This window comes from Williamsia sp. 1135, from assembly GCF_002095395.1.
Lineage (GTDB): Bacteria > Actinomycetota > Actinomycetes > Mycobacteriales > Mycobacteriaceae > Williamsia.
Genome location: NZ_MJEI01000106.1, coordinates 130,171 through 150,398 on the forward strand (window position 1 = coordinate 130,171; position 20,228 = coordinate 150,398).

The window sequence follows — 20,228 nt, forward strand, 5'->3', positions numbered from 1 at the left end:
CACCTTGTTCGGTTTCTCCTGCTTCGTGGCGTCGGGAGTCGGCTGTGCCGATGTTGTCGTCACGCAGCACGCTCCTCGTTCTTGTCGGGGGTGGTCGACGTCAGGTTCAAGAAGACGTCGTCGAGCGTGGGGGCGTCGACGGTGAAGTCCGACACGATCACGCCCGTCTCGGACAGCGCCTGGATGACCGCTGCCGCACTGGCGTTGCCGTGCGCGACCGGAACATGCCAAGCCATCGAGTGCGCGTGACTGTATGGTTCGCCGGATCCGTATTCGGTCAGCACGGCGATGAGCCGGTCCCGGTCATAGCCCTGCGCCACTTCCACTGTCAGCAGGGTGGACTGGGACGCGGCCTTCAGTTCGGCGGCGGTGCCCTTGGCGACCACCACGCCCTTGTCGATCACCGTGATGATGTCGGCGAGCGCGTCGGCCTCCTCGAGGTACTGCGTGGTCAGGAGCACGCTGGTGCCCGTGCTGACGAGATTCTCGATCAGTGCCCACATCTCGCGTCGACCGCGTGGATCGAGACCGGTGGTGGGTTCGTCGAGAATGACGACGCCGGGCCTCGCGATCAGCGAGCCGGCGAGGTCGAGTCGGCGGCGCATGCCTCCGGAGTAGGTGCGCGACGGTCGATCTCGTGCGTCGGTGAGCCGGAAGTCGTTGATCAGTTCGTCGGCGCGAGCGCCGGCGGCCTTCCGCTTGAGGCCGTACAGCCGCGCGACCATGCGGAGGTTCTCCCAGCCGGTCAGGTTGCCGTCCACCGCGGCGTACTGTCCCGAGACACCGATGCTGCGACGAACCTTGGCGGGATCGGCCAGGGCGTCGGTGCCCAGAACGGTGACCGTGCCCTCGTCGGGTTTGAGCAGAGTGGAGATCACCCGCACGGTCGTGGTCTTTCCGGCCCCGTTTGGTCCGAGGAGAGCATGCACGGTACCCCGCTTGACCTGCAGGTCAACGCCCCCGAGTGCGCGATGAGATTCACCGCGACCGAATTTGCCACCGAAGGTCTTGGTCAGCCCGGAGACCTCGATCGCATATTCATCCATTGATCCACCACTTGTCGTCGCGGACCGCGCGGGCTCCGTGCTTACGTTCGGACATGGACTGCTTGAGGCTCATCGGAGCGATGTCGCGCCAGTTCTCCTCGACGTACTGCAGGCAAGCTTCTCGGCCGGATGGCCCGTGCTGCGAGGTCCACCCACCGGGTACCGGCGCGAAATCCGGCCACAGGGAGTGCTGGCCCTCGTGGTTGACCAGTACGCGGAACGTACCCCGCTCGTCATCGAATGGATTCATCATGATGTGTCCTCTCCCTGGCTGATTCGAACTTGTCGGCACTGTGGAACTTGTCTGTGGTCGCGTCGTTGACCCGGTGTGCTCCGGCGAGCGCATCGAGGTGATCGCGCAGCGCGTCGGCCACCGGGGCGACGTGCTCGGAGTCGAGAAGCTGGCTGTGCCGGCAAGGCGCGGTGATGTGATCGATCCCGCCCGAGACGTGCTCTCGCCAATCCTCGATCGCGGGTTGCCCCGCAGGCGGATCTTCTGCCGCAGTGACGAACACGACGTCACCCTCGTAGCTCCGCGGTGTCCAATCCCGGGCGACAGCGGTCGCCGCCGCGTACGCCTCGTACAGCGATTCGAGAGCAGCCACCGACAGGTGGGCCAGTGGCCCTTCGGCCTTGTGGACGATCTCCGTCGCCTGCTCGATGGTCAGGTCGGCATCCACATCGTGACCGAGGGCTTCGCGGACATCGGAGAAACCGAACTCTTCCAGTAGTTCTCCGACCGAAGGTTCGACGTGGAGCTCCGGCCTGCCCGGGATCACGTAGGAGTCGAGCAGCATCAGCAGGTCCACCTGTTGGCCCTGCTCACGGAGCTGAACCGCCATCTCGTGGACGATCGAACCACCGAGCGACCAGCCGACCAGATGGTAGGGCCCCTGCGGCTGCACCGAGCGGACCTGCTGCACGTAGAAATCCGCCAGATCTGGTACCGAGCGCAACTTCGGCCCGCCGGACAGCGCGGGGTTCTGCAATCCGTACAGCGGTTGATCGGAGTCCAGATGTGTGAGCAGGGACGTGTAGCTCCAGGCGACGCCCAGCGCGGGATGCACGGCGAACACCGGATGCCGGGTGCCGGTGGCACGCAGCGACAGCAGCGGGGCCAGCGCCGGATCGTCGGCGGGTACAGCCGGTGCCGCATCGGGCTCGTTCGCTGCCCGGTGCCGTTCGCTGTCGATGCGGGCTGCGAGCTCCTCGGTGGTCGAGTCGCTGAACATCCAGCCGACGGGCACCGCGATGCCCGCTTCCTCCCGCAGCGTGGCGATCACCTTGGTGGCCAAGAGCGAGTTGCCGCCGAGGTCGAAGAAGCCATCGTTTGCGCTCACCGTCTCGAGGTCGAGCGCCTTGGCGAACGCGGCTGCCACGAGGGTCTCGGTGCCGGGTGCCGGCGCTCGCCCCGTCGTCGTGGACACCTCGGGTTTCGGCAGGGCAGCCTTGTCGAGTTTGCCGACCGGGGTCATCGGGATCTCGTCGAGGACCGTGATCGCCGACGGCACCATGTGCCGAGGGAGTTTGTGCGACAACTGTTCTCGAAGCGCGGCGATGTCCACGTCGGCTCCGTCTGCGGCGACGATGTAGCTCAGCAGACGTGCCTGCCGGTCCGAGTCGCCGTCCACGATGGTCGTGGAGTGGCGGACCTCGTCGAAGCTGGCGAGTACCGCATCGATCTCGCCGAGTTCGATGCGGAAGCCGCGCACCTGCACCTGATCGTCGCTACGACCGATGTACTGCAGCGTCCGGGCCGCGGTCCACCGGACGACGTCACCGGTGCGGTACATCCGCTCACCGCCCACCCCGGTCGGATTTGCGACGAACCGCGCCGACGTCAGATCGGGGCGGCCGAAGTATCCGCGGGACACCTGATCGCCGATGAGGTAGAGCTCGCCGGCCACGCCGACCGGGGTCGGATGCAGTCGGCTGTCGAGCACCAGTGCCCGGACACCGCGGTTGGGAGAACCGATCGTGATCGGACCCTCTGGGGTCAGCGGATTGCTGCAGGTGGTGATGACGGTCGTCTCGGTTGGCCCGTAGACGTTGTACATCGTGCGGCCGTCAGACCACTTGCGGACCAGGTCGCGTCCGAAGGTCTCGCCGCCGACGGCAATCGTCCGCAGGCCACGCACCCGACGGTGGTCGAGACTCGCAAGGGCTGCCGGGGTGATGAAAGCGTGCGTCACCGCGCTGAGTTCGAGGAAGTCGGCCAGTTGCTCGCCGCCGTAGATGTCGACCGGGCTGATGACCAGCGCTGCACGACCGGAGATTGCCATCAGCATCTCGAGTACCGACGCATCGAAACTCGGTGACGCGAAATGCAGGACGCGGGAGGCGGATTCGGGGCACATCTTGGCCTTGAGCTCATCGTGCACCGCAGCGAGACCGCGATGGGACACCATCACGCCCTTGGGCCGGCCGGTGGATCCCGACGTGTAGATGATGTAGGCCAGTTGCTCGTGCCGGATCCCGTCGCCGATCTCATCGCGCGTCAGCGGCAATGCCGACAGCGCGGTGGTGGCGCCGTGCACTGCCGAGTCGTCGAGGACGAACCAGTCCACTGCGGCGGGCAACGACTGTGCGTGCTCGGCCATCGTGATGCCGACGCGAACCCGACTGTCGGACAGCATGTGTTCGATGCGGGCCGAGGGATAGGACGGGTCGACAGGAAGGAATGCTGCGCCCGTCTTGGTGATCGCGAGCGTCGCGATGATGGAGTCCACAGAACGCGGGATGGCCATGGCCACCAGCGAATCGGGGCCGAGGCCCCGGCGGAGCAACAGCCGGGCCAGCTTGTTCGACCGGTAGTCGACCTCGCGATAGCTGACGCTGGTGTGCGCATCGATCAACGCCGTGCCGTCCGGATTGTCGCGCACTGCTGCGGAGAACAACTCGGCCAACGACCGCGGCCGGGGCGCGGGCAGTCCGCGTACCGGTGCCAGGGTCGCTTCCTCGACGAAGTCCGTGACCGGGGTGTCGCCGATCGGCCGCTCAGGGGTGTCGGTGACGGCTCGCAGCACCCTGACCAGGCGCCCGGCAATGGCTTCCGCGGTCCGCTCGTCGTAGAGCGCGTTCGCGTAGGTCATCTTGATCCGGGCCTGACCGTCTGCGCCGGGGTTGATCCCGGTGACGGTGAACTGCAGGTCGAACTTGACGGTCGGGGTGTCGACCTCGGTGACCTGTGCCGACAGGCCGGGGCCGGCATCAAGGTCACCGCCGAGGCTGCTCTCTGACCAGTCATGCACCGACAGTGCGATCTGGAAGAGCGGATGCCGACCGGCCACCCGCTGCGGATTCACTGCCGCCACCACGTCGTCGAACGGGATATCCACGTGTGCAAGCGCTTCGAGATCGCTCTCGCGGATCTCCGACAGCAGCGCGGTGAACGACGAGGTGGGGTCGAGCGAGCTGCGCAATGCGAGAGTGTTGACGAACATGCCCACCACCCGTTGCAGTTCGGGTTCGAACCGACCGGCGACGGGGGTGCCGATGAGCACATCGGAACCCGCTCCCATGCGGTACATCAGGACGGCGAGCGCAGCGTGCATGAGCATGAACGGGCTGACCCCCTCATGCCGTGCCAGGTCTGCTATCGCACCTCGCAGATCGTCGTCAATGGTCAGGACGGTGTTTCCGCCACTGTGATCGGTGTCGGCGCCGGCCACACCCATCGCGTTCTCGGTGAGTGAGGGAATCGTGGAATCGGTGGGAGCGCCCTGCAATACGCCCCGCCAGTACTCGAGCTGACGGTGCGCGGCGCTGTCGGGGTCTTCGGGGGATCCCACAGTGGCGCGTTGCCAGAGGGTGTGATCGATGTAGCTCACCGGCAGGGGCTCGAACTCCGGTGCGGCATCGGAGATGCGCGCCCGGTATGCCGTCATCAGATCGCCCAGGAGGGTCGGGAGTGACCAGCCGTCAGCGGCGATGTGATGCACCACCACCACCAGGGTGTGACTCAGTGGCCCGGTGCGGAGCAACCGGAAGCGAACCGGGGCCTGCGTCGCCAGGTCGAATCCCTGTGCGGCCGTTGCCAACACGAGTTCGTCGAGATCCGCGTCGTCGTGGTGCTCCACCGGGAGGCGATTGCCGACCACCTTCGCGGCGTCCGGTTCCGGAACCTGCACGGCCTCGCCACCCACCTCGGGGAACAGGGTGCGCAGACTCTCGTGCCGGTCCAGCAGATCGATGAGGGCCGATCGCAGGGCGTCCACGGACAGCTCTCCGTGGAAGTCCACAGCGAACGGGACATTGTAGGCAGCCGACTCGGGATCGGTGCTCGCGAGGAACCACAGGCGCCGTTGGGCCAGCGACAGCGGCGCGCTGGTCACGTGTTCGGCTGCGCCGGTCAGCGGGGTGCGTTCGGCGCCCGCAGAGGTGTCACCCTCGGCGGCGAACTGTGCGAGATCACTGACGGTCGGGTGGTCGAAGACGACCTTCACCGGCAGATCCGTGCCGAGCGAACGGTTTATCCGGCTGATCAGCTGGGTGGCGGTCAACGAGGTACCGCCGAGTTCGAAGAAGTCGTCGTCGGCTCCCACCTGGTCGGCGGGGACCCCGAGGACGTCGGCGAACAACTCGGCAAGCGACTGCTGGGTGTCGCCGGTGACGGGGCGTCGCTCGGCCCGGTTCGCCGCCGCCGGCTCGGGCAGGGCCTTGTTGTCCAACTTGCCGTTGGGAGTCAGCGGGACCTGGTCGATGGAGGTGATCGATGCCGGCACCTGATGCCGCGGAAGTCGCGACTGCAGGTGGCGCCGGACGTCCTCGAGATCAAGGGATGCGTCGACGTCTTCGGGCACGACATAACTGGCGAGGCTGGCACCTTCACCGTGGCCGCGCACGACCGTCACCGCGAAACGGATGTCGGGGCGGGCGGTCAGTGCCGCGTTGATCTCGCCGAGTTCGATGCGGAAGCCGCGCAACTTGATCTGGTTGTCGCTGCGGCCCAGGTAGGTGATGACACCGTCGGGATCTGAAACGACGACGTCGCCGGTCCGGTAGAGCACTTCGCCGGAATCACCGAACGGGCTGGCGACGAATCGGGTTGCGGTCAGACCGGCCCGCTGCAGGTAACCGCGGGCGACACCGGCGCCACTGAGGTACAGCTCGCCGGGGACGCCGGAGGGCACCGGACGCAGGCGGGCGTCGAGCAGGAGCGCCCGCTCGCCGCGGACCGGGGTGCCGATGGGTATGACGGTCTGTCCCGTTCCCTCGGATGCGGCGTGCAACTCGGCCATCAGCGAGACGACCGTGGTCTCGGTCGGGCCGTAGGCGTTCAGGAACGTACGGCCGGGTGCCCACTTCTCCACCAGCTCGGGGCCACAGGCTTCGCCGCCGACGGCCAGTGCCCGCAGCTCCGGCAAATCCGTTCCCGGAACCGTCGCCAGCGCAGCCGGGGTGATGAAGGCGTGCGTGATGTGCTGGTCCCGCAGGAAGTTCTCCAGCTCGATCCCGCCGTAGATGCGCGGAGCGATGACCATCGTCGCCCCGGAGGACACGGCGAGGAGCAGCTCGAGGATGGACGCGTCGAAGCTGGGCGATGCGAAATGCAAGGTACGAGAATCGATCCCGATTCCGTAGCGCTCGCGTTGCTCGGTCGCGAGCGGGGCCAGTCCGCGATGGGTGACGGCGACGCCCTTGGGTACGCCCGTCGACCCGGAGGTGTAGATGATGTAGGCGATGTTGTCCGGTGTGGCCCAGCGCTGGCGCTTGAGCCTTCTCCCACTCATGGTTTCGACGGCAGCGCCGAGCTGCCCGTCGAGACTGATCCACCGGACACCGGTCGGCAGACCGGGTGCAGTCACCTCGTCGGTGATGCCGACGGTGGCGCCACAGTCGGCGATCATGTGCTCGATCCGCTCGGCCGGGTAGCCGGGATCGACGGGCACGAAGGCCGCACCGGTCTTCGTGATCGCCCAGAGCGCGGCCACCGAGGTGGCGCTGCGGCTCAGCGCGATCGGCACCACATCTTCTGGCCCGATCTCGAGGCTGAGCAGGTAGCGCGCCCATCGGTTCGACCACTCGTCGAGCTCGCGGTAGGTCAGCGCGCGCTGATCGCTCGTCGCCCCGGGAGTGGACCACTGGCCGGGCTCGAACTCGAGCGCGACCGCATCGGGGTTACGCGAGCTGGCGTCGGCGAGCAGGTCGGGAAGAAGGATTTCGTTGTCCGACCAGGCGTCACCCTGCTCGTCCACCGACACATCGGCTACCGGCCATTCGGTCTCGGCGAGGATGTCGATGTCGTCGACCGAGATACCTGGGTCGGCGGCAACGGCTTCCAAGATGCGGACGAATCGCTGCGCCATTGCCTCGATGGTGTCGCGGCGATACTTGCCGCGAGCGTAGGTGAGCCGCATCGACGCACCGGTGACGCGAAGCTCGAGATCGAACCGGGTTCCAGCAGTATCGATTTCGGATACCTCGGCGCGCAGGTCGCCCAGCGCGAGATCGGGTCCGGCATCTTCGGCGAAGGCAAGCGCGACCCGGACCAGCGGGTCCTGCTGCCGTCGATCACCCGCGACCGCTGCTGCCAGCTGGTCGTAGGGCACATCCGCATGGGAGAACGCATCGATGTCGTTGTCGCGAACCCGGTCGACCAGGTCGGCGAACGAGGTGTGCCCCGGAACCAGGGTGCGGAGCACCACGGTGTTGACGAACATCCCGACCAGCTCGGCCAGCTGGGGATGATCGCGTCCGGCGACTGGGCTGCCGATCACCACGTCCGAATCAGCGCCTTCGAGGTGTACGGCAGGATCGGTGCTGAGCCGGTGCAGCAGTGTGGCCAGCGCACTGTGCATGACCATGAACAGGCTGGCGTCGCGGGAGCGAGCCACCTCGTTCAGTCGTTGCAAAATCGCAGGGTCGACGCTGAAATCGACTGTCCCGCTGCCCCCGAGGCCGGTGAACGTCTCGGGGAGCATCGACTGCCTGCGGACGCCGGCCAAGGTGCCGCGCCACCAATCGAGGAGCGAATTGACCCGGCTGTCCTGATCGCGATCGTCGCCGAGGGCCGCGCGTTGCCATTCCGCGAAATCACGGAATCGGACTGGCAGCGGCGCGAACTCGGGCGCCTGATCCCCGCTACGCGCCTGGTAGGCCTGAGCGAGGTCTGCCGCGAGCGGTCGCAATGACCAGCCGTCGGCGGCGATGTGATGGATCACCATCGTCAACACGTGGTGCTGCTCGCCGGTCTTCGCCAGCTCGGCCCGGATCGGATGCTCACTGCGGAGGTCGAACCCCTGTGCAGCCAAACCACTCTGGTGATCCGCGAGCTCCTTGGATGCGATCTCGCGGGCGGTCAGGTCGAAGGTCGGCGCTGTGAGCACGTGAACCTGCGGCTTGCCGTCGTCCTCGGGGTAGATCGTGCGCAGCGGTTCATGGCGGTCGGTCACATCCGAGAGTGCCTGCTGGAGGGCCTGCACGTTCAGGTCGCCTTCGAGGCCGACGGTGAACGCGATGTTGTAGGCACCGGACTCCGGCTCGAGCCGGTTGAGGAACCACAGTCGTGACGCGGCCAGCGCGGGCACCGAGTCGAGACCGGTGTCGGGCCGATCACGCGCGACCAATTCGGGCAGGGGCGCGATCTGCTCACTGTCGGCCGACGAGCAGGCGCGGGCCAGCCGCGAGATGGTCGGATTGTCGAACAGGGTCCGGACCGGGATCCGCCGGCCCATCGATGTCTCCAGCCGCGCGACGACCTGAGTGGCCATCAGCGAGTTGCCGCCCATCTCGAAGAAGTCCGCGGCACGGCCGATCTGACCGGCGTCGCGGCCGATGACCTCGGCGAATATCGCCGCGACCTCGAGCTCGCGGCGACCACGGGGGCTGCCACCGTTGTCGGTGGAGGTGTCGCCGGCGCCACGCGACGGTTCGGGCAGTGCGCGGTAGTCGATCTTGCCGCTCGGGGTCACCGGCAGCTTGTCGATCACCATGATGATCCGGGGCACCATGTGCCCCGGCAGCTGGCGGGTCAATCGATCTCGGAGGGAATCTGACTGCAGGGTCTGCGCGCGGGCGGGACTGACGTACGACACCAATTCGGTGGAGCCGTCCCGGCCCGGACGGGCGATCGTCACCGCCTCGGCGACCAGATCGTCGCGGACCAGAGCCGCGTCGATCTCGCCGAGTTCGATGCGGAATCCGCGCACCTTGACCTGACTGTCGGCCCGGCCCAGGAACTCGAGTTCGGATGCCGTCGTCCAGCGCACCAGGTCGCCGGTCCGGTACATGCGGTCGCCGTCGCGTCCAAAGGGGTTCGCCAAGAACGATTCCGATGTGCGCCGGGTGCGTCGGTGATAACCGCGGGCGAGATGGCCGCCCGCCAGGTAGAGCTCCCCGACCGCGCCCACGGGTACGGGCTGCAGTCGCTCGTCGAGCACGAGGAGATCCATGCCTCGCACCGGACCGCCGATGCTGAGCGCGCCCTCAGGGGTGATGGGGGCCGAGATGGTCGCGGCCACGGTCGCCTCTGTCGGACCGTATGCGTTGAACAGACTGCGATCTCGTGCCCAGCGGGACACGACCTCCGGGTTGGGGTGCTCGCCACCGATGATCACGGTGGACAGGGCAGGCAGAGAACCCGGGTCCATCGTCGCCAGGACGGACGGGGTCACGAATGCGTGGGTGACCGAGGCGTCGGCCAGCACCTCCTGCAGTTCGTTGCCGCCGAGTACGTGGGGTGGTGCGATGACCATCGTCGCAGCTCCGCCTACGGCCATCAGTACTTCCAGGACCGATGCGTCAAAACTGGGCGATGCGAAATGCAGTGTGACACTGTCGGGTTCGACCCGGAATCGCTGGACCTGCTCCGTGGTGAAGTCGACCAGTCCGCGGTGGCTGACCACGACGCCCTTCGGGGTGCCGGTGGTTCCTGAGGTGTAGATCAGATATGCCGGATTGTCCAACGTGAGCGGACCGATCCGATCGGAGTCGCTGACGGGACGGGTGGCCGCGGTGCGCAGTCGCTCGAGCAGCTCGGGGTGGTCGATTGCCATCGTGGGGGTGTCGCCAGGGGTGACGGGTGCTTCGCTGACCGTCAGGCACAGCCGTGCACCCGAGTCGGAGATGATGTGGTTGATGCGCTCCATCGGGTACTTGGGATCGACCGGTACCCAGGCGGCACCGGTCTTCGCCGTTGCCCAGAGAGCAACGATCCAGTGGATCGATCTCGGAATTGCCACCGCGACAAAGTCTTCTGGACCAATACCTTGGCCGATCAGAAGATGGGCGAGCGCATCGGAGCGAGCGTCGAGCTCTGCGTAGGTGAGGTGATCCCGCGTACCGCGAACCGCGATGGCGTGGGGGTTCTCCTCGACTGCGGCAGCGAGGATTCCGGGCAACGTCCGCGGGCGACGCGGCGTGGGTCCGGTGGCAGGCACCAGGGATGCTTCCTCGCCTCGACCGAGGATGCCGATGTCACCGATCGGACGCGTCGGATGTGCGAGGACTCCGCGGGCAAGTCGCTGCAGGCGTTTGCCCAGTGCTCGGATGGTCGAGTTGTCGAATAGATCTGAGGCGTACTCGATCTCGACCTCTACGCCGGCTGGTTCACCTTGGTCGTCGAGATGCTCGGTGATCGTGAACTGCATGTCGAACTTGATCAAACCGGTCGGGATGGGCGCAGCATCCACACTGACGCCGGGCAACTCGATGGTGACGCGTGAGTTCTCGTTGACCGCGATGCTGACCTGAAAGAGCGGGTGCCCAGGGTTCGAACGGTCCGGGTTGAGTTCTTGTACGACCTGCTCGAACGGCGCGTCGGCGTGTGCGAGCGCGTCGAGGGTCACCGCCTGCAATCGGGTGAGTAGGTCGGAGAACGTGTCCGACTTGCTCACCGGCGCCCGCAGCACCACGGTGTTGACGAACATGCCGACGAGTTGGTCGAGGGCGTCGTCGCCCCGGCCGCCGACCGGGGTTCCGACCGAGATGTCGTCGTCGGCGGCCATCCGGCGCAGCAGGGTGGCGATCAGCGCGTGGACAACGGTGAACATGGTCTGTTCGCCGGGGGCACCCGACAGCGCGAGCAGTCCACGGTGGACGCCGGCATCGAGTGTGAGGCTGTGACCACCCGCGCGCATGGTCGGGTTGGCCGGTCGTGGCCGGTCGATGGGCAGTTCTGTCTGCGCAGGGATGTCGGACAGGGTGTCGACCCAGTATTCCAGTTGTGCAGCAATTGAATCGGCGTCCGCGGCATCGGTCAGCTGGTCCTGCTGCCACACACTGAAGTCGCTGTACTGGATCGGCAAGGGCTGCCACTCGGGGGCCTGGCCCGCATGCCGCGCTGCGTAGGCGAGGGAGATGTCGTGGGCCAGCGGTGGCAGAGACAGACCATCTGCGGCGATGTGGTGCAGGACGATCACCAATCGGTGCTCGTCGTCGGCCACCTGGAGCAACTTGACCCGAAGCGGGATCTGCTCGCCGAGATCGAAGCCTTCGCCGGCGATCTCGCGTGAGACTCGTTCTGCCTGAGCCGGTTCGACGGCGATTGGCGTTACGGTGAGCTCCTCCGACACCTCGTCCGCGGGCAGTACCCGCTGGAAGGGGCCTTGTTCGTCGAGGGGAAAGACCGTGCGCAGGATCTGCTGCCGCGCGACGACGTCACGCAGCGCCAGACCGAGAGCGTCCACGTCCAGCTCGCCGCGAAGCTTGAGCCGGAACGGGATGTTGTACGCGCCCGATTCCGGGTCCGACCGGTTGATGAACCAGACCCGCTGTTGGGCGGCCGACAGTGGGATGCGGTCGACGTCAGCCGGTGCCACCGGGATCGCACTGCGCCGATCGGGAGCGATCTGCTTCTCGTCGATACCCATCTCGCGCAGCGCCGCGGCGAGATCGGCGGGAGTCGGCGCATCGAACAGCGTCTTGATCCCGATCCGGGCGCCTACCATCGCGCTGAGCCGGGACACCACCTTGGTGGCGAGCAGTGAATTGCCGCCGAGGTCGAAGAACGAGGTCCCCGCTCCGGTGCTCTCGCGGCCGAGAATGCCCGAGAACAATTGGCACAGAGCCAGTTCGAGGTCGTCGGCGGGCTGCTGGTTCACGAGTTCGACCGCCTCGAAGTGCGGCTCCGGCAAAGCGCGCCGGTCCAGCTTGCCGTTCGATGTGGTGGGAATCTCGTCGAGTTCGACAATCGCGGCCGGGATCATGAACTCGGGCAAGGTCTCACGCAGGGCCGCCCGGATGTCTGCGGCCGCAGGCATCGCAGAACCGGTGACGTAGCCGACGAGCATGGTCTCCGAGGTCGCCGAGTCGGTGCGCGCGATGACGACGGCCTCACTGACTCCGGTGACCGCGTCGAGTGCCGCCTGGACCTCACCGAGCTCGATCCGTTGTCCGCGGATCTTCACCTGGAAGTCGCTGCGGCCGACGTAGTCGAGGGTGCCGTCAGCGCGCCACCGGACGAGGTCGCCGGAACGGTACATCCGGCGGCCGGGCTGATGGGGATTGGCGACAAAACGGTCGGCGGTCAGGTCGGGGCGCCGTACATAACCGCGGGCGAGCTGGTCGCCGGCCAGATAGAGCTCGCCGATGGCGCCGACGGGCTGCGGGCGGAGCTGCTGGTCCAGGACGTAGACGGCGGTATTCGCCACCGGCCGGCCGATCGGGACGGAGGATCCCTCGGATGCGGCGCTGTCGTTCTGGTAGGTGACGTCCACGGCGGCTTCGGTCGGGCCGTACAGATTGTGGACCGGGGCAGAGCTGATGGTGCCGAAGCGGACGGCCGTGGGTGTGCTCAGGGCCTCACCGCTGGTGAACACCAGGCGCAGGGATTCGAGGGTGCCTTCGTCCGGCCGGTCTCCCGATTCGAACGCCGAGACGAAGGTCGCCAGCATCGACGGTACGAAGTGGGCAACGGTGATGTGGTGCGCGGTGATGACCTCGCGGAGGTACCACGGGTCGCGGTGGCCATCTGGTGTAGGAACCACCAGTGCGGCGCCGCTGATCAGGGGCCAGAAGAACTCCCATACCGACACGTCGAAGGTGGCCGGGGTCTTCTGGATCACGCGGTCGTGGCGCCCGAGACCGTACTCGGCCTGCATCCACTGCAGCCGGTTGGCGATGGCAGCGTGGCTCACGCTGACACCTTTGGGTTTGCCCGTCGAGCCCGAGGTGAAGATGACGTACGCGGGATGCTCGGGTCGCAGCGTCGTGAGCCGGTCGGCGTCGGTGATCGGCGCACGGGGTGCGGCGCGGAGTTCGTTGAGATCGACAGCGACGGTGGCCACCGGGAGGTCCTGGTGGCCCGGGGTGACGAGAGCCAGCGCCGGGGTTGCCGTGGTGAGGATGTGCTCGATCCGGTCGGCAGGGTCGTCGGGGTTGATCGGCAGGTAGGCGCCCCCGGCCTTGATGACCGCGTGGATGGCGACCACTTGCTCGATGCTGCGAGGGATCATCACGGCGACGACCGACTCGGGACCGACACCTCGTTCGATCAGGCGACGGGCGAGCGCCGTTGTGCTGCAGGAGAGTTCATCATAGGTCAGTGCGGCACCGGCAGTGTCCGCGTCGAGAAGTGCCGGGGAGTCGACGTGCTCGGCTTCGGCCCGGTCCAGAAGCTCGGTGAGCGTCTGTGCAGCGAAGTGAGCCGCGGTGTCGTTCCAGTCGGAGAGCACCCGCTGCCGCTCATCGGGGCGAACGATGTCGAGGTGCGCAATGGTGGTCTGTGGGTCGCTGGTGACCAGCGCCTCGAGCAACGCCTCGATCCGGTGATGGTGTTCGCGAACCTCGTCGTTTGTGTAGCGATTGGGGTTGGCTTCGAGATCGAACATAATCTCGTCGCTACCGAAGTTCTCGTACACGTTGACGGAGAGATCTTCCACCGGGCCGGTGGAGAGCAGGTGCACCTCGCCACTGACCGGGCCGAAGTCGATGTGGCTGAAGAACAGCATCACGTTGACCATCGGGCCGAAGAAGTCACGCTCTGACCCGTTGTCTCCGAGGAGGTCACGCAAGATGTCCTCGTGCCGGAATCGCTGATGCTTCAGCGCATGCTTGATCTGATAGTTCGCATGGGTGAGTAGCTCGGCGATGGTCATCCGAGGTGTGGCGGACACGCCAATGGGCAGCACGTTGGACGTCATCCCGGCGCTCGTGCGCATCAGATCAGATGTTCGCGCCGCCACCGGCAGGCTGATGACCGTCTGGTTGCGTCCGGTGAATCCCGCGAGGTACAGCGCGACGGCAGCCGTGATCACAGATGCGGGCCGGACGCCGTGGTCGGCGGCGACCGCACGCAGAGTGGCCGCGAGCTCCGAGCTCAGCTGGCCGTACTCGATGCGGGCGATGGCCGACGCAGACGTGTCATCGGTGTCCGAACCGCGTACCGTCTCGGTCCGCGACAGTGACGCGCGAGCGGTCTCTGCGACCTCGGGATCGATGCTGTCGAGTTGCTGCCGCCAGTACTCCCTGTCGGAATTGAACTCCTCCGACGCGCGGTAGGCGTGGTCCAGCTCGGAGATCTCGGTCATCGTTGCCGAGGTCATGGGGGTGTAGTCGCGTCCATCGAGGAGGGCTCCGTAGCGCTGCCCGACGGCCGTCATCATGAACATGGCGGCGTAGCCGTCGAACGCCAGGTGGTGGCCCCAGCAATAGAAGATGCGATGGTCTTCACCGAGTTCGAACAGGAAGACCTCGAGTAACCGGTCGGCCTGCAGGTCGACGGGCTTGGTGCGATGAGCAGTCATGAACTCCATCGCGCGCTCATGCGGGTCGGACTCGTCTCTCAGATCAACGAACTGCAACGGAACATCCAGGTCACGGTCGACGTACAGGCGAGGTTCGGCGTCGGTTTCCATCACTCGCAGCAGTCCGGACTCGGTCTCGGAAGCGGTGTAATGCACAGCTTTCGCGAGGGCTTCGAGGTCCATCGGGCCGCGGAATTCGACGTAGGCCGAAACAGAAAGTGGGACTTCAGAATCAAACTGATGTGCGTACCAGATGCCGCGCTGGGCTTCCGTCATCGCAAACGTCTGATGGACCTCTGCGGGCGAATCCAGTTCCGTAAGTTCAGTTGTGGTGACGATCTTGTCATCCCCGGTATAAGGAAAATCCATATTGGTGCTGCTCAAGGCTCGCTTCACAACGCCCCTCCCGTGGTTTTCGTTGTGCAGTCTGTCTGTATCTCGGTAGTCGTTCGGGCTGAAGTCAACGCCGGATGGGTCCTCAGGGGCATTAAAGATCAGATGACCGAAGTTAGATGCGCACAGGGGCTACGTGCTACACAGGGACATCGAAATAACTTCTCGTTTCGTTACCCTGCGTCGGAATGCGGTAAACGTAAGTCGACTTCGGTGGAAGTTCGCGTGGCTAAGCGCATTACGGCAAACCTGCGGGGTCAGTCAAGTCCTGCGGTCATCATGGCGCTGAGCATGTCGACGATCTCGTCCGGCTCGGAGTCGGATTGCTCACCGAGCTCGGTGCGCCGTTCGTAGTCTGCGATGAGTGAGAACATCGCGGTGGCCACTGCTGTGACCCGGCGAATCCTGGCCGGTTTGTCGGCCTTGATTGATTTGTTCAGTTGGTCAAGAACTTTCGGCCATTCGGTGTAACCTGTTGGGATGGATTCGTCCGGCCAGTGTGGGCGGATGGCCTCCAGAAAACGGGCGTAGTGCGTGCCCTTCATCTGCAGGATGGGCAACACCAGCACTTCGATCAGATCGCGGACTGTTGGTTGTTTACCTTGTGCGGCAAAGGCTTCGAGCATATTTGCCCGTTCGCTTTCCATCGGACCGAGGCGGCGGGCCACAACTGCTGCGATGAGTCCCTGGCGGTTGCGGTAGTGGTATTGCACGGCTGAGTTGTTGCGGTGTCCGGCTGCCACGGCAACGTCCCGCAGGGGCACCTCATAGCCGCGGGTCGCGATCAGCCGTTCGGCGGCGTCGAGCAACTCACGTTTCCTGTGGTCGGCCCCGTTGTCTGCCATGTGACCTCCGAGCTTATCGTCCACTCATCACGCTGAGCGTTGACATGGTTTACTTCTCGCCGGGTGACGCATTCGTGGGTACTGACGTTCGGGGGAATCGCAAGTGAGACGGCAGCTTTCGATAATCATAACTGCAGTGATCCTCTGTGTCATTTGTGAGCTTGGGGTGCCATCGACAGCGTCCGCCGTCCCTGCCGGTCGAGAACGGGTGGAGCAGGCCGAGATGCGATCGATGGTCATGGTCACGCCGCATCGGGCCGAGCTCACGGTCTACTCGCCCGCCATGCCCCGAGCCGTCCGGGTCGACGTACTCCTGCCGACGAAGCCTCGGCCGAGCGCACAGCGTCGCACCCTCTACATGCTCGACGGCATCGACGCCGGCGTGTACAGCGGGTACACGCAGAGCGGATGGACCCAGTACACGGACATCGTCGACTTCATGGCCGACAAGAACGTCAACGTCGTACTGCCGATCGGCGGTACCGGGAGCTACTACACCGACTGGCAGCGCGATGACCCCGCGCTCGGCAGGAACAGGTGGGAAACATTCTTGGTCGAGGAACTCGCCGTTGATCGACGCGACCTTCCAGGGCAACGGGCGCAACGCCGTGGAGGGACTGTCGATGGGGGCGACGGGCGCGATGATGCTCGCGGTGCGTAACCCTGACCTGTACGCCGGCGCGGTGCTGCTCAGCGGCTGCCTCGATCTCGGTGACCCCGCAGCGCAGAACGCGACCACGGGATCGGTTCGGACCCGAGGCGGTGAACCGGAGAACATGTGGGGGTCGGTCTACAACAAGACCTGGGAGGCGCACGACCCAGGGGTGAACATCTCGGACTTGCGTGGAAAGCCGCTCTACGTGGCGGTCGGCAGCGGGTTGCCCGACCCGGCGCTGGGACTGGCGGGCCTGGCCTCGCCGGTCGGCGGTCTGCTCGAGGCGGCGGCCCTGGCGTGCACCCGGTCCTTCGAGGCGAAGGCGGACGCCGCAGGTGTGGAGATCACGTTCGATTACCGCGAAGGCTTGCACCCCTGGGGCTATTGGAACGAAGACCTTCATCGGTCCTGGCCCACGATCGCCGAGGCGCTCGATATCTGAGGTGACCATCTTCCTCCGTTAAGCGGACGTGCTTATATGGTCGCATGACCGTTGCCGTGCAGAACCCTGGCCTGTCCGCGCTCGCCGGAAAGGTCGCGGTCGTGACCGGGGCATCGTCGGGACTCGGAGCAGCCGTTGCCCGACTGCTGGCGTCGCGTGGCGCGCGAGTTCACGGTCTGGCACGAGACGAGGGTCGTTTGTCCGAGGTGTTTGCCGAGGTGCCGCAGGGCCGGTGGCGTGTCACCGACCTCGCCGATCCCGGTGCCTGCGCTGACGCGATCTCCGATACCGTCACGGAGTTCGGCCGTATCGATGCACTGGTGTACGTCGCGGGCGCGCACACCATGCGTACCCCCGCGGTCACCGACGACGAGTGGCACCGTGACCTCGCCGTCAACCTGAACGGCCCGTTCTTCCTGTGCCGCGCCGCCCTGCCGCATCTTCTGCGGACGGCGGGCAACATCGTCAACGTCGCGTCGACCGCAGGAACCCAGGGACAGGCCTATTCGGCAGGATACTGCGCCGCGAAACACGGACTCGTGGGACTCACTAGGGCTTTGGCCGTCGAGTTCGCGCACACCGCGGTGCGGGTCAATGCGGTCTGTCCTGGCGGCATGCTGACCCCTCAGGTCAGCAATTTCGTCGCACCGGACGGCGCCGACTTCGACCTCATCATGCGAACCGCATCGCCGCGGGGCATGTCGAAACCCGACGAGGTGGCACAACTCATCGCCTTTCTGGCCAGCGATGACGCTTCGGCAGTGCACGGCGCCGTGTACGCCGCCGACAACGGCCGCTCGGCCGACTGACCCCGGGTGGGCCGGGAGATCCGGCCGATGGGCTCAACGCTGCCAGGGGTTCGCGTACCCGTGCGGCACCAGGCCGTCGAACATCGACCGCATGTCGTCCGAGAGCTTCATCAGTTCGACGTACGACCCAAGGGTGCCGCCCTCGATGTAAACGAATTCCATTCCCACACCGGAGAATTCGCCGGATTGAACGATGTCGACGCCGGCTGTGCGTAGTTGTTCGACGGTGCGGTCGAAGTCCTCCGGAATCCAGGCGACGTGATGGAGGCCTGGTCCATGGGAGCTCAGGAACTCGGCGTACAGATTGTCGCCTGCCACGGGTTCGATGAGTTCGAGCTGCTGTCCACCGGCATATCCGAGAGACACGTGGATGGTGTAGTCGGCGGGCCGTCCGCGATAGGTGCAGCGTTCGGGCGTGAACGCGACATCAGGGATGCGGAGCCAGGAGTCGACGCCGTAGGCCGCCGTGAACTCTTTCTCGGCGGCCGCGATGTCGGCTACGACCCAGGCGAGTTGAAAGATCGGCCCGTGCGCATACGGCGGCGTCACAGGCCGTCCAGGGCGAAGGCGAACCACATCGCGCCGACGAGCACGCAGAGCAGGGTCACCAAACCTCCGACGATGATTCCGGTCCACGCCTGCGCCTCACCGGATTCGTTCGGCCGGTCTCTGATCTGCCCGAGCCCGATGATGCCGAGGACCACGCCGACCGGCGCGAGTGCCAACCCGAAGCACATGAAGACACCCGGGATGGCGACCAGTGAGCAGACCATCGCCGCAGTCGACATGGCGTTCGTCTTCGGCGGGGCCGCCAGATGCGGAGCCATCAGATAGGGATTGAGGGAGTAGGGCCCCGGGAAGTGGCTCGGCGGGTACGCGACAGGATAGGGCGGATACAGCTGATCGAGGGCGGCGAGGGGGTCGGCCTGGTACGGCGGGTACGGGTCGTACGGCTGCCAATACTCGGCATCGGCCGCGGGCGGTGCGGGGTACTTGTTCAGATCCGGCCCGGTGTCCCGATCCCCACCCGTGGTCCGATTCGCCCCGTCAGCATCGGTCATCGGTGCCTCTCGTCGACTGTGGCCGCCAGTTTAAAGGAAGCGGGGTGGGGGCTGGTGTGATCTGTCCGACGTTCGAAGGACGGGAGAAGGTGAGGGCCGCAGGTGGCGGGGGAGCGGATACAGCGATGCCCGGCCACGTGAACGTTGCCGGGCATCGTCAGAGGGTGACCGTCGGGATCAACCGCCGTGGCTGCCGCCCATCGAGGCGAGATCGGCGATCGAGGTGGACGAGAGCTTCCACTGCCCGCCGGCGTTGACGAAGGTGACCGGCATGGCAACGGGCGCGGGTGCGTGAGGGCTCGCAACCTCGACGTTCACGGTCGCCGTGTCGGCCCCGTCGGCCGTCACGGTGGTGACGGTGAACTTGTCGGGTGTGTATCCGGCCGCGGTGAAGCCGCGCGCGAGTCCGGACAGCTGCATCCCGATCCCGGGGTCGGTCGAGTCGACCAGCTTCGCCGCCTCCGCGGGGTCCGTGTCGGGCGAGAGAACAGTACGCAAGGTGGCCTGAGCCTCGGTGACCTCCAGTGCACTCGCGGTTTCACTGCCGGCACCCGAACTGCTCGACGTCGAGGCCTCGGCCGACGTCTCGGCGGCAACCGAACTCGTCGTCGTGGACGAATCCGAGCTGCTGTCGTCACTGCACGCGGCGGCACCGAACACGGCCAGACCGATCAGGGCCGCCGTGGCCGTACTCTTGCGGATGTTCATATCTCACTCCTCGACACCTGGTTGGTAAGCCAACACTAACCTAGCTTCGCGAGGCGTCCGCGGGCCATGTGGCAGCCACAGTGATTTGGTTTCCACCAGGGAGTTCCCTACACTAGAACGGTTGCCTGGGCACTTCCGTGTCGCGGGTGGCAAGACCGCGCGCGTCGGGTCGGAAATCCGGCGGGCATATTTGCAAACCAGGTCAAGGAGAAAAAGTGATCCAGCAGGAGTCACGCCTGCGGGTTGCCGACAACACCGGTGCCAAGGAAATCTTGTGCATCCGCGTGCTCGGAGGCTCGTCACGGCGCTACGCCGGCATCGGGGACGTCATCGTCGCCACTGTCAAAGACGCCATCCCCGGCGGAAACATCAAGCGGGGAGAGGTCGTCAAGGCGGTCATCGTGCGCACCACCAAGGAGCGCCGTCGTGCTGATGGTTCGTACATCAAGTTCGACGAGAATGCCGCCGTCATCATCAAGAACGAGAGCGATCCTCGCGGAACCCGCATCTTCGGCCCGGTCGGCCGCGAGCTGCGCGAGAAGAAGTTCATGAAGATCGTCTCGCTGGCTCCGGAGGTGCTCTGA

Annotated in this window: 9 protein-coding genes and 1 pseudogene; 3 read left to right on the top strand and 7 right to left on the bottom strand. The window is 65.9% G+C overall.

Annotation, left to right across the window (positions count from 1 at the left end; translation table 11 throughout):
* Positions 1-59: 59 nt before the first annotated feature.
* From BFL43_RS25150 to BFL43_RS25165, 4 genes are all read right to left on the bottom strand, one after another.
* Positions 60-1,046, bottom strand: coding sequence for an ATP-binding cassette domain-containing protein (locus tag BFL43_RS25150; RefSeq protein ID WP_084895888.1), 987 nt, complete (start codon positions 1,044-1,046; stop codon positions 60-62).
* Positions 1,039-1,299, bottom strand: a complete 261-nt coding sequence (locus BFL43_RS25155; protein ID WP_084895889.1) for an MbtH family protein — start codon at positions 1,297-1,299, stop codon at positions 1,039-1,041. Before BFL43_RS25155 ends, BFL43_RS25150 begins: the two co-directional genes overlap by 8 nt.
* Positions 1,280-15,100, bottom strand: a complete 13,821-nt coding sequence (locus BFL43_RS25160; protein ID WP_084895891.1) for a non-ribosomal peptide synthetase — start codon at positions 15,098-15,100, stop codon at positions 1,280-1,282. Before BFL43_RS25160 ends, BFL43_RS25155 begins: the two co-directional genes overlap by 20 nt.
* Positions 15,101-15,381: 281 nt before the next feature.
* Positions 15,382-15,933, bottom strand: a complete 552-nt coding sequence (locus BFL43_RS25165) for a TetR/AcrR family transcriptional regulator (RefSeq protein ID WP_240498474.1) — start codon at positions 15,931-15,933, stop codon at positions 15,382-15,384.
* A gap of 187 nt (positions 15,934-16,120) precedes the next feature.
* On the opposite strand from BFL43_RS25165, the pseudogene BFL43_RS25170 reads away from it, so the two are divergent.
* Positions 16,121-17,066, top strand: a pseudogene (locus tag BFL43_RS25170) (alpha/beta hydrolase family protein).
* 71 nt (positions 17,067-17,137) lie between these two features.
* A complete protein-coding gene (locus tag BFL43_RS25175) occupies positions 17,138-17,875 on the top strand; it encodes an SDR family NAD(P)-dependent oxidoreductase (RefSeq protein ID WP_084896171.1) in 738 nt (245 codons plus the stop codon).
* Between the two features lie 33 nt (positions 17,876-17,908).
* Here BFL43_RS25175 and BFL43_RS25180 read toward each other — a convergent pair whose 3' ends face one another.
* The 3 genes from BFL43_RS25180 to BFL43_RS25190 form a co-directional block, all read right to left on the bottom strand.
* Positions 17,909-18,424: a VOC family protein gene (locus tag BFL43_RS25180; RefSeq protein ID WP_084895894.1), complete on the bottom strand. Its 516-nt coding sequence runs from the start codon at positions 18,422-18,424 to the stop codon at positions 17,909-17,911.
* A complete protein-coding gene (locus tag BFL43_RS25185; RefSeq protein WP_084895896.1) occupies positions 18,421-18,936 on the bottom strand; it encodes a DUF4190 domain-containing protein in 516 nt (171 codons plus the stop codon). The genes BFL43_RS25180 and BFL43_RS25185 overlap by 4 nt, the downstream gene beginning before the upstream one ends.
* 177 nt (positions 18,937-19,113) lie before the next feature.
* A complete protein-coding gene (locus BFL43_RS25190) occupies positions 19,114-19,644 on the bottom strand; it encodes a hypothetical protein (RefSeq protein ID WP_084895898.1) in 531 nt (176 codons plus the stop codon).
* A gap of 215 nt (positions 19,645-19,859) precedes the next feature.
* Here BFL43_RS25190 and rplN point away from each other — a divergent pair, with 215 nt between their 5' ends.
* Positions 19,860-20,228: a 50S ribosomal protein L14 gene (rplN, locus tag BFL43_RS25195; RefSeq protein ID WP_084835415.1), complete on the top strand. Its 369-nt coding sequence runs from the start codon at positions 19,860-19,862 to the stop codon at positions 20,226-20,228.

Bases quoted from the DNA above. Each gene is read 5' to 3' on its own strand.
- BFL43_RS25150 (WP_084895888.1), bottom strand. From the start codon at position 1,046: ATGGATGAATATGCGATCGAGGTCTCCGGGCTGACCAAGACCTTCGGT.
- BFL43_RS25155 (WP_084895889.1), bottom strand. From the start codon at position 1,299: ATGATGAATCCATTCGATGACGAGCGGGGTACGTTCCGCGTACTGGTC.
- BFL43_RS25160 (WP_084895891.1), bottom strand. From the start codon at position 15,100: ATGGATTTTCCTTATACCGGGGATGACAAGATCGTCACCACAACTGAA.
- BFL43_RS25185 (WP_084895896.1), bottom strand. From the start codon at position 18,936: ATGACCGATGCTGACGGGGCGAATCGGACCACGGGTGGGGATCGGGAC.
- BFL43_RS25190 (WP_084895898.1), bottom strand. From the start codon at position 19,644: ATGAACATCCGCAAGAGTACGGCCACGGCGGCCCTGATCGGTCTGGCC.